The following is a 25630-nucleotide window of genomic DNA, read 5'->3' on the forward strand; positions in this document are numbered from 1 at the left end:
AGATTTACCCCCTATACTGCTTCCAGTGGAACTATTCCATACATTAAGTTTTTAATTCCCATTTTGTCAAATGCAATAGTAAGTTTGATATTACCATTACTATTTGAGATACTTACAATAGTTCCAATTCCAAACTTAGCATGCCTAACTTTCATACCCATTTTTATTTCATCTGCCTTAAGTCCAGCTGCACTTTTAGCAGCTGCATTTTCCTCATATTTATTTTGTGTAAAGTATGGTTTTTTATCTAAACCTTTATAAGTAGGCTTTGCATTATTTTTAAAGCTATTAAATGTCCATGAAGGTTTTTTAGCTTGTTCATCACATTCTTTTAAGCTGTCGGATATTTCGTATATAAAATCTGATTCAGGATTATATACAGTATTTTTGAAAGATCTTCTTCTTTCTGCTGAAGTCATATATAGTAATTCCTTGGCTCTCGTTATTCCAACATAACATAACCTTCTGGATTCTTCCATCTCATTTTCATCATTTAGCGACATACTGCTTGGGAATATTCCATTTTCCATTCCAACCATAAAAACTACAGGAAATTCTAGTCCCTTTGCACTGTGCACAGTCATCATTACTACTGAATCTGAATTTTCATCAAAATTGTCTATATCAGATACTAGTGCAACATTTTCCAAAAAAGCAGACAAAGATTTATCTTCTGAATTACTTTCAAATTCCTTTGCTGCAAGTATAAGCTGATTTAAATTTTCTATTCTACTCAGCACTTCAGGATCTTTTGAATCCTTAATCTTATCAATGTACTTTGTAGTTTCAAGTATCTCTTCTATAATATTTGAAATTGGCAGCTTATCCTTACTTTTTATAAAGCTATTTATAAGGCTTACAAATTTTTTAATAGAAGATATGCTCCTTGAAGAAAGATTTAATACTTCATCTACATCAAGCAGTACACTGTACATGCATTCATCCATTGAATTTGCAAAGTCTTGAACTTTTTTTACGGTAGTATCTCCAATATTACGTTTTGGAACATTTATTATTCTTCTTAAACTTATATCATCCAAAGGATTGTTTATAAACTTCAAATATGCCATTATATCCTTAATTTCTTTTCTGTCATAAAATTTCAATCCGCCAATTATTCTATATGGTATACCTGACTTTATAAATACTTCCTCGAAAATACGCGACTGTGCGTTTGTCCTATATAATATTGCAAAATCATTATAACTTCTGCTGCCTTCTGCCATTTTTTTGATTTTAGAACCTACATAAACTGCCTCATCTATATCAGACTGTGCTCTATATATCTTTATCTTTTCTCCGCTCTCATTTTTGGTTCTAAGTACCTTATTTTTTCTTTGGCAATTATTTTTTATAACATCATTTGCAGCATTTAATATGTTTGCCTTTGATCTATAATTTTCTTCTAATTTTACAACCTTAGAACTAGGATAATCTTTTTCAAAATCTAAAATATTTTTTATATCAGCACCTCTCCACTGATAAATACATTGATCATCATCACCAACCGCACATATATTTTTATGCTCAAAAGCAAGTAACTTTAAAAGTTCATATTGACATCTATTAGTATCCTGATACTCGTCTACCATTATGTATTGAAATTTTCTCTGATAAAACTTAAGTACATCTGGATTTTTCTTAAATAATTCAACAGTTTTATATATCAAATCATCAAAATCGAGTGCATTGTTATTCTTTAACTTTTTTTGATACAGCAAGTAAACATCTGCTATTTTATTCACTCTGAAGTTGTTCTCATTTTCCTTTTTATACTGCTCAGGCTGCACTAAGTTATCTTTTTGCTCTGATATTTTAGATATAATCTCTTTATCAGTTATATTCTTTTCGCTTATGCCGACTTCCTGCATACACTGTTTTATTAAAACTTTCTGATCATATGAATCATATATTGCAAAATTTTTGTTATATCCTAATTTATCTATTTCTCTTCTAAGTATTCGCACACAGCATGAATGGAAGGTAGATATCCACATATTATCTACTTTATTTCCAACTAAACCTCTAACTCTTTCTTTCATTTCATTAGCTGCTTTATTTGTGAAAGTTATAGCTAAAATTTTTGAAGGATATATGTTTAAATTTTCAATCATATGAGCTATTCTATAAGTCAATACTCTTGTCTTTCCCGAGCCAGCTCCAGCTAGAATAAGCAGTGGTCCATCTATAGTCATTGCTGCTTCATACTGTTCCTTATTTAAAAATTCTTTTAAATTCATATTTTTCAACTCCCTGGTCTCTTTAGTAAGCCTTACTTTTAATATTATAACATCTTAGTAACTTGTTTAATCACAAAACATAAAAAACGTGCTGATATACTTAAAAGTTAATTTGTCATAATATCAACACATTTTCGTCTACTTTTTTGAATTTTTACTGAGTCTTTCAAGAACTATCTTATATCCATCGCTTCCATAATTTAAGCACCTATTTACCCTACTTATGGTAGCTGTACTAGCCCCCGTTGCAACTGCTATATCAACATATGTTTTTTTATCTTTAAGCATCTTTGCAACTTGCAGCCTTTGCTCAAGTGATTTTATTTCATTTATAGTACATATATCATCAAAAAATCTATAACACTCTTCTTTTGTTTTTAAGCAAAGCATCGCTTCACATAAAAAATCCATTTGTGAACTTTGAAGTTTAGATTTATACTTTTCCACAAGCTCAACTCCTTACTGTATCGATGTATGACTTAATTACAATTTTATCACGATTTAACGCATTAATCTATAAAACATAATAATTTTACAAAAAATTAAAAAGCAGTTCATTGGGGCATGAACTGCTGACTAATAAATAAAAAGGGGGCTATTATCCTTTTATTTATCCTTGCAAGACTATTATATTAGAGAGTATTACAAATTTCAAGCTAATTCTGCTAAAATAATTGTAAATTTTATATAAACATGACATATTTTATAAGTTATGCAATAACTTTATTTAAGGCTTTCTAATTCCTTTTTAGTGAGTTCCCTATAACTTCCTTCTTCAAGATTTGGGTCTAAAATTAACGCTCCAAACTTTATTCTCTTTAAATAAATTACTTTTTTACCTAAACCTTCAAACATCCTCTTTACTTGATGAAACTTGCCTTCATATATTGTAACCTTAACTTTTGAACAACTTTCATCTACATGTAAAATTTCGAGTTCACCCGGCATGCACTTATAGCCATCATCTAAAGTAATTCCCTTTTCAAATGCTTTTACATCTTCATCTGTAACTTTTTTATCAATTTCAGCATAATAAACCTTATCCACATGATTTTTAGGCGATATCAGCCTGTGATTTAAGTTTCCATCATTAGTTATTAATAAAAGTCCAACAGTATCTTTATCAAGTCTTCCAACTGGAAATGGATTAAAAACTTGATACTCTGGTTCCAATAAATCTATGACAGTTTCATCATATTTATCAAAAGTTGCAGATACAACTTCTGCTGGTTTATTCATCATCAAATAAATGTACTTTCTATATGTTACAAGTTCCCCAGACACCTTTATTTCGCTTATATTTGGATCTATCTTGATTCCACTATCCTTTACAATTGAGTGATCTACCTCAACCATGCCGTCCTTGACAAGCGTCTTAATTTCCTTTCTAGTGCCATATCCAAGGTTTGATAATATCTTGTCTAATCTTTCCATTTAAATCCTCCTATTTATTATATTAGCTAAACTTTATTATAACCTTTAATAAAAAAAATAAAAACAGCCTTTTAAAGACCGTCTTTATTTTCCTGAATAGTATTTCATAACTTTTGTAACGTAATCTCTTGTTTCGTATGGCAATCTAGATATACCTGAATCATCAGTTACACCTCTGTTTTTTAAAGTTCCAGGTCCAGCATTATACGCAGCTAGTGCCAATTCCTTATTATTTCCATACATATCAAGTAAAGATTTTAAATATTTAGTTCCGCCATCTACGTTTTGATCAACATTATATGGATTAGACACTCCAAGTTCTGCTGCAGTACCCGGCATAAGCTGCATTAACCCTTCAGCACCTGCCCCTGACGTACAACTTGGATTAAAATCAGACTCCTGCTTTATAACTGCCATTATAAGTGACTTATCAACACCATATTTTTTAGATGCCTTTTCAACAGCTGAATCTATACTTACATTACCACTTTTTATATCACTTTTTATATTGTTGTAAATTGAGTTAAATCTTTGACCTGCACCATAGCCTAACTTACTTAAATCCTCATCCTCAAATCCAAGTTTGCTTAAGTCTATATTTCCACTGCTGTCAGCTGCGGCTTTCATCAAGCTTTCCAGCATAATATCAAAATAATCTGAATTGCCAGTGCTCGAAACAGCTTCTTTTAGAATTTGAGTCATAAGCTCCAGCTGTAAAATTTTCTTAGCCTGGCCGCTAATATCATTCACTTGCATTTTTTCACCAGCTCTTTATAGTTTTACTAATTTATCGTTTTAATTATAAATAACTTTATACAATATCTATTCAACATTAAATTTAAGTATATCATAGTCCTCATAAGCTTCTTTATAGTATTGGCTTCTTGCTAAAGCAAGTACTTTGTATTCACCATGAACAAATGGTATAAAAGTATAATAATTTTTTCTACTATACTCTTGTACCATATTCCAATCTCCACTCTCCATAATAAAAAATTCATATAATACATCTTTACCATGCTCACTTGAAACTGTAAATGTAATTGAATTATTGCATTTAAACTCCAATTTATTACAGCTTATTTTTGTATTAGACAGCGAAATACATTCATGAATATTAAGAATCACTTGTTTCTTACAATCAAAAACTTTATCACTTTCTGCATTTTTAGCAAATACTTCAACAGTATATTTGCCTCTGCATTTTGGTATAAACATATACCTTTTCTGTTTTACATAATCTGTTTCTTCAACCTTATGATCATTTATTTTAAGTATATACTTTACCAAGGTAGTGCTTGAATTTTGTGATATGATTTCTAATTTAATAGTATCTCCTACTACAAAATATTCTTTAGTTGGCAGTAATATATAGTAAATACTTGCCGGAATAAACTTTAAGACTTCTATATTAAATAGCTTGTGTGAATCAAATTCTCGGCTGGAGTATTTATCTTTAACCCTTATTTCCAGCTCATAATTTCCACACTTGTCAGGTAAAAACTTGGCATAATTAGAAACGCCGTAGTCTAATTTTTGGATCTCTTCTCCATCTTTTTTTATTATGAAAGAATACCTTAAATCTGTTCCCCCTGAAGCTTTTACTATTGTATTTATTTCCTGATTAACTAAAACCTTATCATTTTTATCAATAAATACTTTGTCAATTTTAACAGGTTTACTGCTCTTTTCATCTATGATGAATTCTAAGTTTTGACATGCTTCATAGTTACCATCAAAGCTCTTGTCTTTTACCCATAATGCTATATCGTACCTTCCTGGTACTTTGCTTGTCCAAACATAGGTATTATTTCTCGTATAACCGGAATCTTCTGCATAAGTTCCTTTTATTATATACCTATATAGTAACTCCCTTCCTCCTATAACGTCTGCTTTAAATATTATACTTGTTTCGCACAACTGCGGTGAATTTAAGTCAGATGTAAAACTTTTAATACAAATATCTTTATAATCTTTTATTTGAAAATTCATTACAGCCCTATCATCAAATTCTTTTGTAGAATACATGTCTTTAACTAAACACAAGAGTTTATAATTTCCGCTTTCGTTTTCTACATAACTTATTATCCTTTTGGTTGAATAATTTTGAATACATTCAAATTTACCACTTTCATATATTTTTATGAATTTATAAAGTATAGTTCTATCTTCTTCATGTACTGTCTCAACTTCAAAAATTAGTTCATTACCTTTTAAAAGCTCACTTACAAGACACTTAAAATCTTTTATTTGAACAACTTTAAGAGGAACAACTTCAAATTCAACAGTTTCAAAATCATCAAAGTTATTTTCAGAATCAACATTTTTACATTCAACAAGTATTTCAAACTTACCATCTGACTTTGCAACCCATGTAAGCGTGTTGTCAGCTGAATAATCCTTTATTACTTCCCACCTATTATTAATCCTGAGCCAATATCTAAACATAACTGGTATCTTATTTACATTTACAGTTAAATCCAGCTTTTCTCCTACTTGTAAACTTTTAGTACTTGTTGAAATATTATTTATTAACTTTTCTTCAATATTGCCTATTATATAATTATCTCTTGATACATAATCAAAACTTTTAAGGCTGTCTCTTTTACGTGCTTCTACTATTATTGTATATCTGCCATCTTGTTTAGGAATCCATTCAACATTACTATTTCCGCTAAAATCTTTTAATGTACTCCACTTTCCATTACATACAATTATGTACTTAAATAATAGATCTTCTTTCATTGAATTCATAACATTGATATTTATTTTTGCATTTTTATTCTGCGGACTTTTTAAATTATACCCTATTGATAACTCATTCATATACTTCTCATCCCCTGAAACAGTATCTTTATGATATATTATACTATACTTACATATTATGTAATAGGGTTTTCTAACATTTTATTTTGTGAATTAACTTTATTAAATTATCATACAGCCTTTTATCATCCTCTACTGTTCTCTTTTTAAATGTAGAAGTTTTACCGCCGCTTCGTCTAATCTTGCTGGATATATGTCTTTCAAACAAAAGTCTATCTATATTTTCATTATTATATATATATCCCCTAGGACTTATAGCATATGCTCCTTTTCCCAAGACCATGGCTGCTACACCATAGTCCTGAGTTACAATTAAGTCATTTTTCCTGCATTCATTAGCCAAAACAATATCAACACTTTGAAACCACTGATCTACATATTTTACTTCACCGTAATCACTATTTATAAAATGATTTATATCACAATAAAAAATAAGTTCTAAGTTATTTTTTCTTGCCGCTTTTTCTATTATATATCTCCCTGGGCATGCATCTGCATCCACTAAAATTCTCATACCCTCATCCTTCTACAGCCTTTTTGCAAGCTTTGATTTTAATTCTTCATAACCTGGTTTTCCAAGGAGTGCAAACATGTTTTTCTTGTATTCCTCAACTCCAGGCTGATTAAATGGATTTACACCCATCAAATATCCGCTCATACCACATGCTTTTTCAAAGAAATAAATCATATTTCCTAAATAATATGCAGTTAATTCTGGTACATTTAAAACCATACAAGGAACACTTCCATCGCTGTGAGCTAAAATTGTTCCCTTGAAAGCTTGATGATTTACAAAGTCCATAGTTTTACCAGCAATAAAGTTTAATCCATCAAGATTACTTTCATCTAACTTCAATTCAACATCTTTTTTAGGTTTTTCTACATTTATAAATGTTTCAATTAAATTTCTATTTCCATCTTGAATGTATTGGCCCATAGAATGAAGGTCTGTTGAAAAGTCAACTGCTGCAGGGAATATGCCCTTATGGTCTTTACCTTCGCTCTCACCATATAGTTGTTTCCACCACTCTCCAAAATAATGTAAGCATGGTTCAAAGTTTGCAAGTATCTCTGTAGTTTTTCCCTTCTTGTACAATACATTTCTTGCTACTGCATACTTATAAGCATCATTTTCATCTAACTTTGGATTATTATAAAGACTTACTGCATCTTGAGCACCTTTCATTAAATCATCAATGTCAATTCCAGCTGCAGCAATAGGAAGAAGTCCAACTGCCGTAAGTACTGAAAATCTTCCCCCAACATCATCTGGGATTACAAAACTTTCATATCCTTCTGTATCTGCAAGAGATTTTAATGCACCTTTTTTCTTATCAGTTGTGGCAAATATTCTTGTTTTTGCTCCATCACGTCCATATTTTTTTTCAAGCAGCTCCCTTAAAATTCTAAAAGCTATTGCTGGTTCTGTTGTCGTACCTGATTTTGATATGACATTTACTGATATATCCTTACCCTTTATAACTTCAAGTAACTCTGCCATATAAGTTGAACTTAAACTATTTCCTAAAAAGTATATAGTAGGTCCATCTTTCTTTTCTTTTGGCAAGTCATTATGAAATGTATGTGAAAGCATTTCAATAGCTGCTCTAGCTCCAAGATATGATCCGCCTATTCCTATAACTACTAGTACATCTGAATCTTTTCTAATTTTTTGAGCACATTTTTTTATTCTCTCAAATTCTTCTTTATCATAATTTAACGGCAAATCAATCCACCCTGTGAAGTCATTACCAAGACCAGTTTTTTTATGAAGCATATCATGTGCCTCATTTACAAAAGGCTGCATAGCTTCTACTTCATATTCCTTTAAATAATTTGTACAATTTTCTAAATCGAATTTTAAACATTTGTTAGACATACTTTAACCTCCAAAATATTGTGTTTTGTCTATGATAAATAGTATATACTATTTATGCTTTAAAATAACTTCAAAAAGAACTGACCAACTTCAGTTCTTTTTTATCTTATTTATTAGCCCTTCTTAAATCTCAATTTGACCGCTCGTTTGATCACATCAAAAAAACTTAACGAACGAACCATATGACTTGGTTCAACATATTTTCGAATAGCACGGAGTACTTTTTTTGATTCTTTAGAAGCAAAAGTATAAGTACCATTTTTCTTCGTTTTGATCGCATATCGTGGAATCCACTTTCCTTTTAGTAATACGGACGCAATGACATAGTCAACTTCTTCCCAAGGAATTTGAATATATTTGCGAGAATCACGAGAATTATAAAATTCAAAACCCTTGTCGCCAATCATTATCTTGCCATAATCCGACAAACCTGTAAAGGCTGTTGCATCCATTGTTAGATCAACATTTGTATTGAGTGATTGAACCATAGATCTACCTCTTTTCTACTTATACACACATTTGTTTCTATTATATATGTTTTATATGTTTAAAAAAAGCCTAGGCTAAGTAAAAAATATTACACTGACCTAGGCTTTTGTTAAAAAATATTACATTAAACCGATTAAGTGGAAAACAATACCCGCTGCGAATAGTCCAAGAATAATGACAATTGGGGATACTTTCTTCTTAAGCAGCCACATACAAAAGAATGTCAATGCTAATCCTGCGAGTCCAGGAATCAGTGAATCAAAATTATCTTGCAGTGTCGTAATCTTATGGTCAGTTAACGACAAACCAGCTGCTTGTTGCATCAGAGCCTGTTTAATACCCTCTGCTCCAGCAGGAAGTTTGCTCCAATCAATGTAAGCACCTTGACTTAACTTAACGGATGATACTACAGGTGCAAATTTAACGGATACCCACCTGTTAACTAATGATCCCAAAATGAACATACCAAGGATGGATGCTCCTTTTGTAATATCTTGCAGTAAACCGCCTGATAAATCGTCAGTAATACGAGTTCCTGCTCTGTAACCAAACTCTTGTGTATACCACATAAATGACATACGGATGGCATTCCAAGCTAAGAAATAGATAATTGGTCCCATGATGTTACCACTCATAGCAAGAGAAGCAGCTAATGCACCTAAAATTGGCTTAACTGTAAACCAGAAAACTGGATCTCCGATACCAGCTAAAGGTCCCATCATACCAACTTTAACACCTTGAATAGCTACGTCATCAACTGGTGCACCATTTGCACGGTCTTCTTCTAAGGCTAATGTTACACCAATGATTGGCGAAGCTACATATGGGTGAGTATTAAAGAACTCCAAGTGGCGTTTTAATGCAGCTGCACGGTCTTCTTTAGTCTTATATAATTTTTTGATTGCGGGAATTAATGTGAATGCCCAACCACCGTTTTGCATTCTTTCATAGTTCCAAGAACCTTGAATGAAAGTTGAACGCCACCAAATAGAAATACGATCTTTTTTTGTTAATTTTAATTGTTTTACCATTTTCGTGTTTTCTCCTTCCTTAGTAGTTATCAATAATATCACCTAATGGATCACCAGTATTTGAGCCGCCGCCTCCATTACCTGAGCCGCCTTGTTTACTAAGTGATAAGTAAATGAAAGCCAAAGCTGTACCAATTGCACCTAGTCCAATAAGTGTAATTTGTGTAACAGTTGCTAACACAAAACCAATTGCAAAGAATGGCCATACTTCTTTTGTAGCCATCATGTTGATTACCATTGCAAAACCAACAGCTACAACCATTCCACCACCGATTGCTAAGCCATCTGTTAACCAAGCAGGCATAGCTTCAAGTAATTCACGAATAGGGCCAGCTCCAATTGCTAAGATCAAGGCTGCTGGAAGTGCAATACGTATACCCTGCATACAAATAGCAATGATATGCCACATTTCAACTTTTCTGATATTTCCGTCTTTAGCAGCAGTATCCATGAAATGTACAAATGCTGTAGCAATTGTACGACAAATAATTGTTAATAATAATCCTGCAACTGCTAGTGGAACAGCAATAGCGATAGCTGAAGGAATCCCTGCTTTGCCTTGCCCACCAAGAACTAGAATAATTGCGGATGCAACAGATGCTAACGCTGCATCAGGTGCTACAGCAGCACCGATATTTGCCCAACCTAAGGCAATCATTTGAAGAGTACCACCTAGGATTAGGCATGGTACTAAGTTACCTGTAACTAAGCCGATTAACGTACAAGCAATTACTGGCTGGTGGAAATGAAATTCATCCAAGATACCTTCCATACCAGCTAGAAATGCTACGAAAATGACTAATATCACTTGAATAATATTTAAATCCATGATTATTAATCCTCCATTTCTTTAAATCGTTAAATTATTTTAATTTATTTAATTCTTCTTGTGCTTTTCTTAATATTTCGTCCATATTTTCTCCTGAATCATTTGGAACTTTACGGACATCAAATTTCAATCCAGCTTGTTTAAGCTTATTGAAGGTATCAATATCTTCTTGATTGAAAGCAAGCACTTTGTTTGGCTGAACTTTACCTGTAGAGTGAGCCATAGAACCAACATTGATTGTCTCTAATGGTACTCCACCTTCTACTGCTCTAAGTACATCTTCTGGATTTTCAAAAAGAAGTAATGCACGCTGTCCGCCAAAATGTTTATCATCTTTTGCAAGTTTAATCATTTGTTTAATTGGAACAACATGAGCTTTAATACCCGGAGGAGCAGCCTGTTGAATCAATTTTTTACGAAGCTCATCTCTGGCTACTGCATCTGATACGACAATAATTCGTGTAGGATGCACAGTTCTTGACCAAGAAGTCGCTACTTGCCCATGAAGTAAACGAGAGTCAATACGAGCTAAAACATATTCGAATGATCCAGGTGCACCTGTATTAGATTGTACTGCCGAAGCTTCTGAAGATTTACCAGTATCTTTTGGTTCTAACTCTTCAGGCTTAACTTTAACTCCTTCTTTAGCTACTTTTACGATATTAGCCGCAATTTCCTGTGCGGATTCCATTGAGAGACGTGAAGCATAAGCTTCAATCACCATTGGTAGATTCATACCAGCTACAATTGCCCATTTATCTTTATGTTCTTCAAATAAACTATTTGCTTGATTGAATGGTGTACCGCCCCAAAGATCAACTAAGAATAAAACCTCATCTTGGTTGTCAAAAGATGCGATTGCGTCTTTCATTTTTGCTTTAATGTCATCAGGATCTTCGCTGGGCATCAATGTAACAGCTTTTACATTTTCTTGTTCTCCAAAAATCATTGCACCAGATTGCAAGATGCCTTTAGCAAATTCTCCGTGACTAGCAAGAATAATTCCTACCATCTTTCTTTATACCTCCTATTTTTTAATTATTACAGTAAAATTTATAAAAAAGTTCTAAAAAAACCTGTAACCAAAATTTATTTTAATTTAGTCATTATGTCAACTTTAGTATCTGTAGCAACTTTCCTCAGCTCTAATTCAATTCCTTTTTCATTAAGCTTTTTAAAAGATTCTATATCTTTTTCGTTTACCGAAACAGCAGTAGTTATTTGTTTCTTTCCTTCTTTAAAAGCCATTCCTCCAATGTTTACACTTTTGATATCGATTCCGCCTTCAACCATCCTAAGCACATCTGCTGGATTTGTAAAAAGAAGCATTACTCTTACACTTTCATACCTTGGATTTTTACAAACTCTAATAGCCTTTTCAACATCTACTACATTAGCTTTAACTCCTGGAGGAGCTACTTGCGTTAAAAGTGTCTTCCTTATGACATCATTCGCAGCTTCATCATTGCACACCATTATCCTCTGGCACCTTGTTTCCCTTGACCAAATTGTTGCAACCTGCCCATGAATTAATCTGTCGTCAATTCTTGCTAATACTATATTCATTTATAATTTCTCCTCTTCATCACATTGTGATAAACATTATTTATTATTAGCAAACTTCATGCCAAAGATGTGTATTAAAAAAAACCTTAAAGCACTGTGTCTTATAAAATCAGTACTTTAAGGCAATTAAAATTTATTAAAATCTGTTTTATTGATACACTTTAGAACTTTTTAATACTCTAATGTTTTTTATCAATACGTTTGATACACTTCATTGAAACATTTCAGCAATATAATAAATTTCATCATCATTTAAAGCAATATTTAATGAATCTTTAAATACGCTATTAGCTTTTCTAATACTTTTTAGTGTCTCCTTATTTAACTTTGAAACATCATCCTTATATACTAATCCATCTCTAACTACCATTCTCTCTAATGCACAGCCTACATGGATTATTAATCTAATGCAAAGTAAATTATCAAAATGTGCATTCATTTCCTTTTCCAATACACTTGAAAACTCCATTAATACACTTATTACTTTGTATGGATTTAAAAATGTTAAAAATTTTTTCAAACTGTCTTGACACAAATCTTTTACCTGTATATTTTCATCTTTTTTTGTTATTAAAATATTGTTTTTTTGTATTATATTAATTAAGTTGTTCTCTCCAGGACCATTAATCAAAGACTCTAATGAAATAAATGGAACTTCTATCTTTGGATCTACAATTCCAACAGAAGCAATGATAGAATAACTTTTTTTTATTAATTTTATTCTCTCATTTAATTTATTTATACCAACAGGTATTATATCTATTTTTTCATCAGTTAAATTTACAACAATGTCATTAACTAAATCTTTAAGTTTTTCGGCAGCTCCTTGACCGCTGCTGCAAATAGTTATTATAGCTTTATGTATATCAGATGCAGTACAATCTTCTATATATCGACCATACCCCCTAAACTCTTTAAGTGAATCATATATACTGTCTAAATCCATATCAAAAATATTTGCTTTTCTAACTGCTTCTAAGACTAAAGGGGTAGATACCATATCTATACTTTTAACCTTTATACCAGTCTTTTCCGTAATAACAACATCAAAATTTACTAAAGACCCCATATCTACTAAAAGAAGTACTCCTTTACCCATATCTATTTCTTTTACTTTTTCTGTCATATCATCTAATACCTTCTTAGGATTCACCTCAAGCGGCATATCTACAGCTTCTATAACACCTTCACCTAAAAGCTTTTTAGCAACATTCACCATACTGCTTGCTGTACTGCTTCCATGTGCAGCAACTATTAATGCAACACGCTCATTACTTTGCGTGTCCTGAATTGAACTAAGTAGTAAAGTCAAATATACTATTTCCATGTTGGGAACTACTATTTTATACTTTTCTTCTATTAATTCTTTAATTTCAATAGAAACATTGTATTCATCAGGATTATCTTTAATAATGCCTTCAACGTTAGCGTATTTCAAATTCCTTTTGTTTTCAACTCTTTTGAAAAATGCACTTAAATGCAAACTAAGAGCATACAAAAATCTTTCATTAAACTTTTTATTAAGCCTTACTTCAACAATATCTTTTATTTTTTCTGCAAATTCAAGTATATCTTCATTTACTATCTTAAGTATCTTTTCCCTACCTTGTACATTATTCTTAAACTTATCATAAAAACACTTCATATGAACATTTATATCCGTAGTAATAAAATTTTTAATATACTCATCATCTGCACCTTCACCTTTTAATACAGCAGACTTATCTTCTATTATCTTATATAAGTTAAATGGAGGTTCGTAAGGGTCTTCATCTATTAGTGCTTTATATTCACCTTCAGGTGTAATAACAAGTTGTGAATCAATATATTCTGATATTTCTTCCATTTCCTTTCTCTTACCACCCAAATGAAATATTCCATCCTTTATATCTGTTGGAAGGGACTTGAAATCTATTTCAATACAATCATCACTGCCTATACTATTAAAAAAACCTTTAGCACACACAAGCTGAATATTGGATTTCATTTGTCCTACATTGCCAAAGGAAGCGCTGCCTACTAATGCTTTTACAGCTTCATCTTCAATCTTTATTGTTTTATTTACTCTATGTGCTTCATTCGATAATAAAAATTTAACCATGTCTAACTTATCTTTAACAGGTCTTTCTTCAAAAGTAGGAATTGTTATTATTATAGGTATCCTTCTTACAAAAGTTTTTAATAATGATGATGCTGGATCTTCAGTAGTTGCGCCTATTATAAGTACATTAGATTTTCTTACTTTTTCAGTTTCTCCTAGTTTATTATAAGTTCCTGTGTCCATAAAATAAAATATCATCTCTTGACCTTCCGGCGGAAGTCTGTGTATTTCATCTAAAAATAACACTCCACCATCTGCCTTCTCAACCAAACCAACTTTTTCATTTTCAGCTCCTGTAAAAGCTCCTTTTACATGTCCAAATATTTGTGAAATCAAAAGCTGTGGATTATTATAATAGTCTGCACAATTAAATACTATAAATGGTGCATCTTTACTGAACCTTTTTGCATACTTAGCATAATTGTACATCATGTTTGCAAATAATGTTTTTCCAACTCCCGTTTGTCCGACAATTAAAGTATGCAGACCATTAGGAGGATATAGTACCGCCGCCTTAGCTTGCTCTATTTGATTTTTAAGACTTGTTTCTGCACCTATTAAATTATTAAATGGATCTTTATCTTTTTTATTTTTATTACTTAATTCAATTAACTTATCTATACTGTCAAATTCTAAAGACTTACCTTCTAACTTACATCCAACAATATTCTCTACAGTACCCTTTTCTAAAAATAACACTGGTCTTCCCTTGATCTTTATTATCCTTTTATCTCTAAGCAGTACGTTTAATTCCATACTCACATTATTTCTCAATATATCTAATTCTTTTGAGATTTCTGATGCACTAAATCCTTTTTTTTCTTTTATAGTGTCCAAGTTAAGTTTTTTTGTATTATCAAGTAAATAATTATATATTTTATCTATACGTTTCAACTTAAAATCTCCTTTCTCCAAAATAAACACACTAATCAATACATAACAAATCAAATTTTAATACTCTATCAATACAATACTATAATACACTTTCAAATAAATATTTAAAGAAAAAAATTTATGAATTATTCTATAAAAAAGGAAAAGTAACTATGATATTTCTATCCTAATTACTTTCCGCTAGCTGAATTATTAAGCTGTAAATTTACTGCATCTTATTCCCATTCAATTGTAGCTGGTGGTTTGCTTGTTATATCATAAACAATTCTGTTTACACCTTTAACTTCATTTACTATCCTTCTACTTACTTTATCTAAAACATCATAAGGTATCTTAGCCCAATCTGAAGTCATAGCATCACTTGAAGTTACGGCTCTTAGAGCTATTGTATGACAATAAGTTCTTTCATCTCCCATAACACCAACTGATTGTATATTAGGAAGACATGCAAAGTACTGCCATATCTTTTCATCCAGTCCTGCACTTGCTATTTCTTCCCTAAAAATAGCATCTGCTTCTCTTACAATTTCAAGTTTTTCTTCTGTAATTTCTCCAAGAACCCTTATTGCAAGTCCCGGACCTGGAAATGGCTGTCTCCAAACCAATTTATGAGGTATTTTAAGTTCTTCACCAACTGCCCTTACTTCATCTTTGAACAGCTCTCTAAGAGGTTCTATCAATTTAAACTTCATATCTTCTGGTAATCCACCTACATTGTGATGGCTCTTTATAGTAGCTGACGTTTTAGTTCCGCTCTCAACTACATCGGGATAAATTGTTCCCTGTACTAAAAATCCTATATCTCCAAGTTTATTTGCTTCTTCCTCGAATACTCTTATGAAATCTTCTCCTATTATCTTTCTCTTTCTTTCAGGATCACTAACACCTTTTAATTTTCCTAAAAATCTATCTTTAGCATCAACTCTTATCAAATTCATATCAAATTGCTGTCTAAATACTCTTTCTACTTGATCACCTTCATCTTTTCTAAGTAAACCGTGATCTACAAAGATACAAGTTAATTGTTTTCCAATAGCTTTATGTACTAATACAGCTGCAACAGATGAATCTACACCACCTGATAGTGCACATATTACTTTTTTATCTTTAACTATTTCCCTTACAGCCTTTACCTTTTCTTCTACAAAGGATGCCATTGACCAATCACCCTTGAGCTTACAAATTCTAAACAAGAAGTTTGAAAGCATCTTTTTACCAAATGGAGTATGCTGTACTTCAGGATGGAATTGAACTCCATATATCTTTTTTTGAACATTTTGTATAGCAGCTGCGGGACATTGACTTGTTACAGCTGCAATATCAAATCCTTTAGGAGCTTCAGATACAAAGTCAGTATGACTCATCCAGCAAGTTTCATCTTGGTCTATTCCATAAAACAATTCGGAATTATCATATAATTTTACATTAGTTTTACCATATTCCCTTACTTCAGGACTTTCAACTTTTCCTCCCAAAGTATAAGCTATCAACTGTTCACCATAACATATTCCAAGTATAGGAACACCTAATTCAAATATTTCTTTATTTATTCTAGGTGCACTATCTCCATAGACACTGTTTGGACCGCCTGTGAATATTATTCCTTTAGGATTTTTAGCCTTTATCTTTTCTATAGAATATGTATATGGTACTATTTCACAATATACATTATTTTCCCTAACACGTCTAGCTATTAACTGATTATATTGTCCTCCAAAATCAACTACAAGGACTAGTTCTCTCTCCATAGTTATACTGATACCTCCAAAACATATTTATATTGAGGAAAGTTGCAATTAAAATTTATATTATTGATTTACACTATAATTTGGTGCTTCTTTAGTTATTGAAATATCATGTGGATGACTTTCCCTAAGTCCTGCTGATGTCTGTATAACAAACCTAGCATTTTCATATAAATCTTGTAAAGTTTTTGCACCCAAGTATCCCATTCCAGAACGTATGCCGCCTAGAAGCTGAAATATAGTTTCAGTTACATATCCTTTATAAGGAACTCTTCCTTCAACACCTTCTGGAACTAACTTTTTATTTCCTTCTTGGAAATATCTATCTTTACTTCCGCATGCCATTGCTGCAAGTGAACCCATTCCTCTATAAACCTTATAACTTCTTCCTTGATATATTTCCGTTTCACCTGGAGCTTCTTCACATCCTGCAAGTAATGATCCCATCATTACAACCTTTGCCCCAGCTGCTAAAGCTTTAACTACATCTCCTGAATACTTTATTCCTCCATCAGCAATTACTGGAATTCCATGTTTATTTGCTTCTTCAACACAATCCATTACAGCTGTAAGCTGCGGTACTCCGACACCAGCTACTATCCTAGTTGTACAAATTGATCCAGGTCCTATTCCAACTTTTACACAATCTGCTCCTGCAGCAATTAAATCTCTTGTTGCTTCAGCTGTTGCAATATTTCCTGCAATAACCTGAAGGTCTGGGTACTTTTCTTTTACAATTCTCACTGCATCAATTACACCATGGGAATGTCCATGAGCTGTATCCAAAGTTATTACGTCAACATTTGCCTTTACAAGAGCATCCACACGCTGCATCATATCCTTTGTTACTCCAACAGCTGCACCGCATAATAATCTTCCTTTTGAGTCTTTTGCACCATTAGGGAATTTCTTTACCTTTTCTATATCCTTTATAGTTATAAGCCCTCTTAAATTATTTTGTGCGTCAACTAATGGAAGTTTTTCAATTTTATGATTTTTTAATAATTCCTTTGCTTCTTCTATTGTTGTATTTTCTGGAGCAGTTATAAGATTTTCTTTTGTCATAACTTCTGATATTTTTCTATCATAATTGCTTTCAAAGATAATATCTCTATTAGTTATTATTCCGACTAATTTTTCATTTGATGTTATAGGTACACCTGATATTCTATATTTGCTCATAAGTTCAAGAGCATCATTTATTGTATTATCTGGTGAAAGATAAAATGGATCAGTTATTACTCCATTTTCCTGTCTCTTTACTTTGTCAACTTCCATAGCCTGCTGTTCTATAGTCATATTCTTATGTATGATACCAATTCCGCCTTCTCTTGCAATAGCAATTGCCATCTTTGATTCTGTAACAGTATCCATACTTGCACTCATAAGAGGCATATTTAATTTTATTTTTTTAGTTAAATTAGTAGTTAAAGACACTTCTCTTGGTAAAATTTCTGATTTATTTGGTACTAAAAGTGCATCGTCAAATGTATATCCGTTTTTCCATATTTTTGCCATTTGTATCAACTTCCTTTCAATATATACAAAAATTTAAACTTTTAGATATAGAGTTTCTAGTTTGAAGCCTATCTTACACTCCGAGATATGAGAAAAAACTATATAAATAAAAGCATACTAAAGTACACATGCGAGTGAAATTAATATGCTAAAATTATAATAATTTCACCCATAGTCAGAAATTTAAGGCTTCTGGTAGAAACTCCCTGCCGTATTCAGGGGATATATGAGTTTAAATAAAAAATTTTGACTTTAAAACTTTATATTAATTACATATTGCAATATATAATTCATTTTAATTTAAAGTATTTATACTATTCTATTCAATTTTTGCTGCTTTGTCAATAATTTTGTACTTGTATTATACATATTTAGATTCTATATGTACGTTTACATCAACAATGTTAATTTAATAACAAAGATTAAAGTGTAAATAACATAAAATTAAAAATATTTTCACCAAAAACAGAACATATTATAGATGACATTAAAATATATGGTCCAAATGCTATATAATCCTTTCTGGACTTCTTACCAGATAATACAAGAATACTAGCACAAAGTGACCCAATTACAAATGCCAAAAGTATCATTAATAGAGTCAATTCAATTCCAAAAAACAATCCACAGACAAAGCAAATTTCTACATCACCTAAACCCATATTGCCATATGTAAGTAACCATATTAAAAATAGTATTCCTCCTCCTAAGATGCCGCCGTATATATAATCCTTTACAGGAATCCCAATGTAAATATATGTGCATATAAAAATTGCTGAAAAAATTATTCCTATTAATATAGTTGAAAAATATACATTAGTAGTATCGTAATCAATTAATGCAACTACAATTAATATACTTATAAAAGCAGCGTATTTTATAAAAGTAAGACTTAAACCATACATATTAAATAGCATTACAAAAATCAATCCTGCTAAAAATTCTATGAGAGGATATCTTATTGAAATTTTACTCCTGCAGTATCTACATCTTCCGCGTAATATAATGTAACTTATAATAGGTATCAAATCATATATCTTAATTTTATTTTTACACTTTGTGCAGTGAGAAGGAGGATATACTATTGATTCTTCCCTAGGTATTCTGTATATACATACATTTAAGAAGCTTCCAATAATAGTTCCTGCAATAAAAATCATACAATCAATCATCATAATTACCCCTATGAATACAAACTTAATACTTTATCCATTATATTAAGATAACCCTTTTTATGGATAATATTAACCTTAGGCAAAATTTATAAAAAAAATACCGCGTGATAAACGCGGTATTTTTGATGTATATTAATACATTCCACCCATTCCTGGTGCTCCACCTGGTGCTGGAGCTTCTGGAGTTTTTTCAGGTATATCTACTACTGCAGCTTCTGTAGTTAAGAATGTTGAAGCTACTGATGCAGCATTTTGAAGAGCTGATCTTGTAACCTTAGTTGGATCAACTATACCAACTTTTATCATATCTACATATTCATTATTTAATACATCATATCCTACTCCAGGTTTACTATTTTTAACTTTTTCTATTATTACTGATCCTTCAACACCAGCATTTTCAGCTATCTGTCTTACTGGTTCTTCAAGAGCTTTTTTAATTATATCAATTCCAACCTTTACATCTGGAACATCTGAAGTTAACTTTCCGATCTCTGGAATTATATTTACATATGAAGTTCCACCACCTGGAACTATACCTTCTTCAACAGCTGCCTTTGTAGCTGCTAGTGCATCTTCTATTCTTAATTTTCTCTCTTTAAGTTCAGTTTCTGTAGCAGCACCAACCTTGATTACAGCTACTCCACCAGCAAGTTTTGCTAATCTTTCTTGTAATTTTTCTCTATCGAAATCTGAAGTTGTACCTTCGATTTGTTTTCTTATTTGACTAACTCTATCTTTGATAGCAGCCTTGTCACCTTTTCCATTTACTATTGTAGTATTTTCTTTAGTTATTTTAACAGACTCTGCTCTTCCAAGCATATCTAATGTTGTTTCCTTTAAATCTCTTCCTAATTCTTCTGATATTACTTGACCGCCAGTAAGTATTGCTATATCTTGAAGCATTTCTTTTCTTCTATCACCAAACCCTGGAGCTTTTACTGCAACGCAAGTAAATGTACCTCTTAATTTGTTAACAACTAAAGTTGCTAATGCTTCACCTTCTATGTCATCAGCAATTATTAATAGCTTTTTACCTTGCTGAACTATTTTCTCAAGTAGTGGTAATATATCTTGGATACTTGAAATCTTTTTATCTGTAATCAATAAATATGCATTGTCAAGTGATGCTTCCATTTTTTCTGTATCAGTTACCATGTATGGGCTTACATATCCTCTATCAAATTGCATACCTTCAACAACATCTAGTTCTGTACCCATTGATTTTGATTCTTCTACAGTTATAACTCCTTCATTACCAACCTTCTCCATAGCATCTGCTATAAGTTTACCTACTTCTTTATCGGAAGCTGATATTGATGCAACTCTAGCTATATCATCTTTTCCTTCTACTGGTTTAGAAATTTTCTTAACTTCTTCTACAGCTTTATCAACAGCTATCTTTATTCCCTGTCTTACAAGCATTGGATTAGCTCCTGCTGTAACATTCTTCAATCCTTCTCTTATAATAGCTTGAGCAAGTAGTGTAGCTGTAGTTGTTCCATCTCCTGCTACATCATTTGTCTTTATGGAAACTTCTTTAACTAGCTGAGCACCCATATTTTCATATGGATCTTCTAATTCTATTTCTTTTGCTATAGTAACACCATCATTAGTAATAAGTGGTGAACCAAATTTCTTATCAAGGACAACATTCCTTCCTTTAGGTCCAAGTGTAATTTTTACTGTATTAGCAAGCTTATCAACACCATCTTGCATTAATCTTCTAACTTCTTCACTAAACAAAATATTTTTTGCCATAAAATTTTACCTCCTAACAAATTAGCAATAGTAACTGATAGATGTTTTACTTTAACTATTCCATAACAGCTAATATATCGTCCTGTCTTAAAATAGTATATTCTTCTCCATCTATCTTAACTTCAGTTCCTGAATACTTGGAGAATAATACCCTATCTCCTTTTTTAACTTCCATTTTTACTTCTTTTCCGTTAACCAATCCGCCGGGTCCTACTGAAACAACCTCTGCTTCTTGAGGTTTTTCTTTTGCAGCTCCTGGTAAAACAATTCCACTCTTTGTAGTTTCCTCTGCTTCTAATCTTTTAATTACAACTCTGTCTCCAAGTGGTCTAATATTCATTTAAACCCCTCCTTAAAAATTACTTTATATATTTTAATAAAGTTACTGACTTTTTGTTAGCACTCATTACTTTCGAGTGCTAATACAATTATTATAATAATGAATCATATCTATATTTTCAAATTCCAATTTCATACTTATTAAATTATTTACTCTTAAATATTCCATCAGTGTTAATTTAACTTTAATTTTCTCATTATTACTAAATATCTTATTGTTTTGCTTGATTATTGGAAATAAGTTACATGATAAGGTAAAAACTTATTTTTATTTACTTTATGGATATATTATAAAATACAGTAATTACTAATTTAATTGTGAAAGGATGTGTATTAATCATTAAGGATATGTTTAAATTCTTTGTTAAATCTATAATTAGCTTATTTGTATCTTTAACTATAATTCTAATTGCCATAAAAATAACTTTAAATTTTAGGATACTTTATTTTTTTGATATAAATCACTTAGATATACCAAAACTCTCTAATTTAAACAATGATCAAATAAGATTAATTTACAACTATATAATAGATTTTATTAACTCAAGTAATACTGCAGATTTTAATCTGCCAATTTTACCATACTCTTTAGAAGGTAAAATTCACTTTATTGAAGTTAAAAACTTATTTCTAAAAATAAATTTCCTATTATTTATATTAATAATACTTTGTGTTATTAGCATAAATTTCATAAAGAAAAATTATTGCATTTTAAATTTGTGTTCAAATATACTATTGACTATATGTACATTTATATTTTTATTATCTTATTTTAACTTTAATGGAGTTTTTACTATATTTCATAAAATTATATTTTCAAATGAGTACTGGTTATTTGATCCAGTTAAAGATCCTGTAATAAAAATGCTGCCAGAAGAATATTTCATGCACTGTTTAATTTTAATAATGTTTATAATAATAATTTTAGCATTATTATTAAAAATAGTATATCGTAAATTCAAATCATTATAAGGAAATTAACTAGAAAGTTAACTTATACACTAAAAATTTTGGTAACATATTCAGAGGACAGAGGACAATGTTTGAAGATTATTTTGCGTTAGCAAAAAATCAACCTTCATTGTCCTATGTCCTTTGTCCTCTGTTTTCATGTTACTTTTTCATAAACTTTCTTACTATTTTTTCGCCTTTAAATACACCTAATATAAATACCAGTATCATAATAACAGCTATTGATATAAGCAGAGCATAATTTTGAGAACTTATTTTAGCTCCAAAATATGCTGATACCATTATTCCAGGAATTCTCCCAAGTGAAGAATAAATAATAAAATTTTTAGCGCTTATTCTAGAAATACCGCAGATATAGCCTAATATATCTTTGGGTATACCTGGAATTAAATAAAGTAGAAAAACTATTAAATTTATATTACCCAAATTCAAAATTTTATCAAAATATTTAAAATCTTTTTTTGAAACTATTTTTTTAACCAGCGGCTTACCAAAAATGTAAGAAATACCATATACAACTATACTTCCAATAGTTATTCCTATAAATGAAATCACAGTTCCTAAAATTGCACCATATATATATCCCCCTGCAATTTGTACTATCTCACCTGGAATAAAAAAAGCGATCACTTGTATGATTTGAAGAATTACAAATGCAAAAATACTGTAATCTCCATAAGACATTATTACATTCTTGATTTTAACGGGATCCTTAAATATATAAAAATATTTATCATAGTATTCATATCCAACATAGATAATAAATATAAGTATTATAGCAAATCCTATATATGACTTATACTTTTTTATTTTCTCATATAATTTTCCAATCATTTTCATCATCCTAAACATTATAATAACTTATACTATAAATCATGATGCTGGACTATTCAATATATTTAATCTAAATTTAATATAAAAGTAAAATCTTTGACTAATCAAATAATTAATCAAAGATTTTATTTATTGCTTACTATCTATTTTTCGAGATTTACATCATCAAATTTTTTAAGGTTTTCATTATCAAGTACAGATTTTTTATCAGATTTATTTTTAAATTTAATAAGTTGAGGTCTTGACTTCGCTGCAGAACTCATCGCTGCAGGTCCGCCTATACATCCACCTTCGCACATCATACCCTCTATAAAGTTTTGTGAAATTTTTCCTACTTTAGCCATTATCATAGCTTTTTTTATTTCACCTGCTCCACTTACCTTAATTGAATTAAATTTTACTTTTAACCTTTTATCACCGACATAGTTTTCTATGGCTGCTGTAAGTCCTCCTGATTGTGCAAATCCCCTTCCAAATGATGATGCATCATTAACATCTGTATCATCACACTCTTCAGGATCTACACCAAATCCGGCTAAAAGCGCAGCTGCTTCTTCAAATGTCAGTACATAATCAACTGAATCTTTTACACTTTCTCTTTTTATTTCAGTTTTCTTTGCTGTGCATGGTCCCATGAATACAACTACTGCATCTTTATCAAATTTTTTAATCATTCTACCCGCAGCAACCATAGGTGATACAGTTCCTGACATTCTTTCAGATTGATCTGGAAGCATCTTTTCTACATAATTAACAAACCCAGGACAGCATGAACTAGTCATATATTTGTCTCCATTTTCCATTCTTTCGACAAATTCATTACTTTCATGGACGGTAACTGCATCAGCTCCACATGCTGCTTCTAACATATCAGAAAATCCAACTGCTTTAAAAGCATTCTTTATTTTAGAAACACTCACCTTATTTCCAAACTGTCCTGTTATAGCAGGTCCAACTACTGCATATACATTTTTATTACTCATTAACTCTTTAGTAACTTCTATTATAAAACTTCTGTCAGATATAGCTCCAAAAGGACATGCGGCCATACAAGCTCCACAACTTATGCACTTCTCTTTTTTTATAATAGCCTTCCTATCATCTGGATTTATTTCAAGTGCACCAGTTGGGCACGATTTTTTACAAGGTCTCATAACTTCTGCTATGGCATTATATGGGCAAACTTTTTTACACATTCCACATTCCTTACATAACTCATGGTTTATATAAGATCTACCATCAACCCTAGTTATAGCACCAGCTGGACACACTTCCATGCATTTATGTTGAATACATCCCCTGCATGCCTCTGTAACAGTGTATTTGTGTATAGGGCATTTATCACAAGCTGCAGGTAAAACATATATTACTTGCTTGTCATCTGCATCTACCAAATCACGGGCTAAATTATCAATTGGCAAAAAACCTGCCGCTAGTTGAGTTCTTTCATAAATAACAGCTCTTTCCTTATAAACACAGCATCTATATTGTGCCTTATCCCCTGGTGCTATTTTGAAAGGAATCTTCTCTAGTTCTGATTTTGTAAGTTTGTCTTGTCTAACTAAGCCTACTATCTCCTTCAAAACTAAAAATTTTAGCTCCTTTAGTGGAGTTTCAAATGCTATCATATTATTCTTCTCCCCCTTATACGACATCATACCCAAATAGGTATGATTTATAATTTTATATAATACAGATGTATGTTGTCCTAATTAACTTCCGTATGACATTATAACAGATTATTTTAATTATTGTAACATAAATTTATTAATACAAATTTTTTTAATTACAACAAATTTTTTAATTATAATAAACTTTTTAATTATACAAAATCGTTAAATTTCTAACATATTTGTTAAATTTGTAACAATCATACTCTCAAAACGTTATATAATTAATAAATTTATTAGTTATACAAAAGTTCCCCCTGTATCTCAAAAATAATTCTGCAACATCTTATCTTACATCTAACTTCATTATAACAAATTATTTTAATC

Annotated in this window: 20 protein-coding genes and 1 riboswitch; all 20 genes read right to left on the reverse strand. The window is 31.1% G+C overall.

What is annotated here, in order from left to right; genetic code table 11:
• Positions 1-11: 11 nt before the first annotated feature.
• On the reverse strand, positions 12-2240 hold the full coding sequence (gene pcrA, locus EBB51_RS11105; RefSeq protein ID WP_123054513.1) for a DNA helicase PcrA: 2229 nt from the start codon (positions 2238-2240) through the stop codon (positions 12-14).
• Positions 2241-2378: 138 nt separating this feature from the next.
• Positions 2379-2687 (reverse strand): YerC/YecD family TrpR-related protein, encoded by a 309-nt coding sequence (locus EBB51_RS11110; RefSeq protein WP_123054514.1) that lies wholly within the window; start codon positions 2685-2687, stop codon positions 2379-2381.
• Positions 2688-2963: 276 nt separating this feature from the next.
• Positions 2964-3674, reverse strand: a complete 711-nt coding sequence (locus EBB51_RS11115) for a pseudouridine synthase (protein ID WP_123054515.1) — start codon at positions 3672-3674, stop codon at positions 2964-2966.
• An 84-nt stretch (positions 3675-3758) separates the two neighbouring features.
• Positions 3759-4430, reverse strand: coding sequence for a lytic transglycosylase domain-containing protein (locus EBB51_RS11120; RefSeq protein WP_123054516.1), 672 nt, complete (start codon positions 4428-4430; stop codon positions 3759-3761).
• A gap of 66 nt (positions 4431-4496) precedes the next feature.
• The gene (locus tag EBB51_RS11125; protein WP_123054517.1) at positions 4497-6500 is read right to left on the reverse strand and encodes a triple tyrosine motif-containing protein; all 2004 of its coding nucleotides are present in this window, start codon (positions 6498-6500) and stop codon (positions 4497-4499) included.
• Between the two features lie 73 nt (positions 6501-6573).
• Positions 6574-7014 (reverse strand): YaiI/YqxD family protein, encoded by a 441-nt coding sequence (locus EBB51_RS11130; protein ID WP_123054518.1) that lies wholly within the window; start codon positions 7012-7014, stop codon positions 6574-6576.
• A 12-nt stretch (positions 7015-7026) separates the two neighbouring features.
• Entirely contained in the window at positions 7027-8379 is a 1353-nt protein-coding gene (locus EBB51_RS11135; protein ID WP_123054519.1) for a glucose-6-phosphate isomerase, read from the reverse strand.
• A gap of 113 nt (positions 8380-8492) precedes the next feature.
• The gene (locus EBB51_RS11140) at positions 8493-8867 is read right to left on the reverse strand and encodes a DUF956 family protein (protein ID WP_123054520.1); all 375 of its coding nucleotides are present in this window, start codon (positions 8865-8867) and stop codon (positions 8493-8495) included.
• 120 nt (positions 8868-8987) lie between these two features.
• Positions 8988-9899, reverse strand: coding sequence for a PTS system mannose/fructose/sorbose family transporter subunit IID (locus tag EBB51_RS11145; RefSeq protein ID WP_123055058.1), 912 nt, complete (start codon positions 9897-9899; stop codon positions 8988-8990).
• A 19-nt stretch (positions 9900-9918) separates the two neighbouring features.
• Entirely contained in the window at positions 9919-10728 is an 810-nt protein-coding gene (locus EBB51_RS11150; RefSeq protein WP_123054521.1) for a PTS mannose/fructose/sorbose transporter subunit IIC, read from the reverse strand.
• 34 nt (positions 10729-10762) lie between these two features.
• Positions 10763-11740, reverse strand: a complete 978-nt coding sequence (locus EBB51_RS11155; protein WP_123054522.1) for a mannose/fructose/sorbose PTS transporter subunit IIA — start codon at positions 11738-11740, stop codon at positions 10763-10765.
• 77 nt (positions 11741-11817) lie between these two features.
• Positions 11818-12294 (reverse strand): mannose/fructose/sorbose PTS transporter subunit IIB, encoded by a 477-nt coding sequence (locus tag EBB51_RS11160; protein ID WP_123054523.1) that lies wholly within the window; start codon positions 12292-12294, stop codon positions 11818-11820.
• Between the two features lie 211 nt (positions 12295-12505).
• Positions 12506-15289 carry a sigma-54-dependent transcriptional regulator gene (locus EBB51_RS11165; protein WP_123054524.1) on the reverse strand — a complete coding sequence of 928 codons (2784 nt, stop codon included), beginning with the start codon at positions 15287-15289 and terminating at the stop codon, positions 12506-12508.
• Positions 15290-15504: 215 nt separating this feature from the next.
• A complete protein-coding gene (guaA, locus tag EBB51_RS11170) occupies positions 15505-17037 on the reverse strand; it encodes a glutamine-hydrolyzing GMP synthase (RefSeq protein ID WP_123054525.1) in 1533 nt (510 codons plus the stop codon).
• A gap of 60 nt (positions 17038-17097) precedes the next feature.
• Entirely contained in the window at positions 17098-18552 is a 1455-nt protein-coding gene (gene guaB, locus EBB51_RS11175) for an IMP dehydrogenase (protein WP_123054526.1), read from the reverse strand.
• 152 nt (positions 18553-18704) lie between these two features.
• Positions 18705-18802, reverse strand: a riboswitch (purine riboswitch).
• Between the two features lie 172 nt (positions 18803-18974).
• Complete coding sequence (locus EBB51_RS11180) at positions 18975-19724, reverse strand: A24 family peptidase (protein WP_123054527.1); 750 nt, start codon at positions 19722-19724, stop codon at positions 18975-18977.
• A gap of 135 nt (positions 19725-19859) precedes the next feature.
• Positions 19860-21488 carry a chaperonin GroEL gene (gene groL / locus EBB51_RS11185; protein ID WP_123054528.1) on the reverse strand — a complete coding sequence of 543 codons (1629 nt, stop codon included), beginning with the start codon at positions 21486-21488 and terminating at the stop codon, positions 19860-19862.
• Positions 21489-21543: 55 nt separating this feature from the next.
• Positions 21544-21828 carry a co-chaperone GroES gene (gene groES, locus EBB51_RS11190; protein ID WP_123054529.1) on the reverse strand — a complete coding sequence of 95 codons (285 nt, stop codon included), beginning with the start codon at positions 21826-21828 and terminating at the stop codon, positions 21544-21546.
• Between the two features lie 1112 nt (positions 21829-22940).
• Entirely contained in the window at positions 22941-23633 is a 693-nt protein-coding gene (locus EBB51_RS11200) for a TVP38/TMEM64 family protein (RefSeq protein WP_190285277.1), read from the reverse strand.
• Between the two features lie 143 nt (positions 23634-23776).
• A complete protein-coding gene (locus tag EBB51_RS11205) occupies positions 23777-25261 on the reverse strand; it encodes a 4Fe-4S dicluster domain-containing protein (RefSeq protein WP_123054531.1) in 1485 nt (494 codons plus the stop codon).
• Positions 25262-25630: the final 369 nt, after the last annotated feature.

Source organism: Clostridium sp. JN-1, from assembly GCF_003718715.1.
Lineage (GTDB): Bacteria > Bacillota > Clostridia > Clostridiales > Clostridiaceae > Clostridium_AV.